Here is a 1037-nt window from a genome sequence, read left to right as displayed (position 1 = left end):
CTGACGCGCAAGGGCTGGCGGCGGTGGCGATGCGCTACATTCCCGGCACCGCGCACCCGCCGCACCGGGGCGATGCGCGCATCCTGCGCCGGGTGGTCGATGCCCTGGCCGAGGTAGAGCTCGACACACTGCGCCCGCTGCTGGCCGAACCGTTCGCGTTCGGCGGGCCGTGGACCACCGAACGCTGCCAGGCCAGCCACGACGCGCTGCCGCTCGAGCTGCGCCCGGCAGCCCTCACCCTGTGGGAGCAGCTGCCCGAACTGGCCCAGGTCCCCCCGGGCCTGGTGCACGGGGACCTGGCCGGGCACAACATGCACTGGGTCAACGGGGAGCTGATTGGGATCCTGGACTGGGACCTGGCCGCGGCCTGGGACCCGGCGCTGAACACCGCCTACCTGTGCCTGTGGCACGGCCAGGACCTGATCGACCAGGTCGCCCCGGATCCCGGGCAGGCCCGCCGGGCCAGGATCTGGCTGGGACTGATGAGCCTGGAGCGCTTCAGCGACGCCATTGCGCGCACCGATCATCCGCGGCTGGACAAGCTGCTGCGCAAAATCGGCCCGCGCCTGCGCATGGCGGCGGCCGCCGCCGCACGCGGCTAGGCCCTGCGCCGGACGGTGCGGGACTTTTCACCGTTCTGCAAATCGTTCGCGCAGCTGGCGCAGGCAGGCACCGTCAACTGCGAGCCCAGCACATAATGCAGCCGATGCGCGCTTCTTCCCGCCCGTTTGTTCGTGGCGCCAGATGCGGCCGGCTCGGCGACTGGGCACTCTCCTTCAGTACGAACCCGAAGGTTACCAGCGCGCCCACTAAACTAATCCCATGCCCAGCACCAGTTTTGTCATCTTCGCGCCCCTGCACACCGACGGATCCCACGTGCCGGACGGGGCGCTGGCCGTCACCGGCGAGCGCATCGCCTTTTCCGGTACGCGCGCGCAGTTCCTGGCCCTTACCGACGCCGCGGCGTTCACCGTCCGGCCGGTGCCCGAGGGCGCCCAGCTGCTGCCCGGGCTGATCGACCTGCACTGCCACGGCGC

The 1037-nt window shown here is 71.0% G+C and carries 1 protein-coding gene and 1 pseudogene; both read left to right on the top strand.

Annotated features, from left to right (window positions below; genetic code table 11):
• The coding region (locus RCJ92_RS15965) for a phosphotransferase family protein (protein ID WP_446755132.1) at nucleotides 1-602 on the top strand (602 nt) is incomplete at its 5' end.
• Between the two features lie 220 nt (nucleotides 603-822).
• Nucleotides 823-1037, top strand: a pseudogene (locus RCJ92_RS15960) (N-acetylglucosamine-6-phosphate deacetylase); the annotation flags it as partial.

The sequence above is a fragment of the Glutamicibacter sp. BSL13 genome, assembly GCF_052928425.1.
This window is presented reverse-complemented; position numbering and strand designations above follow the sequence as displayed.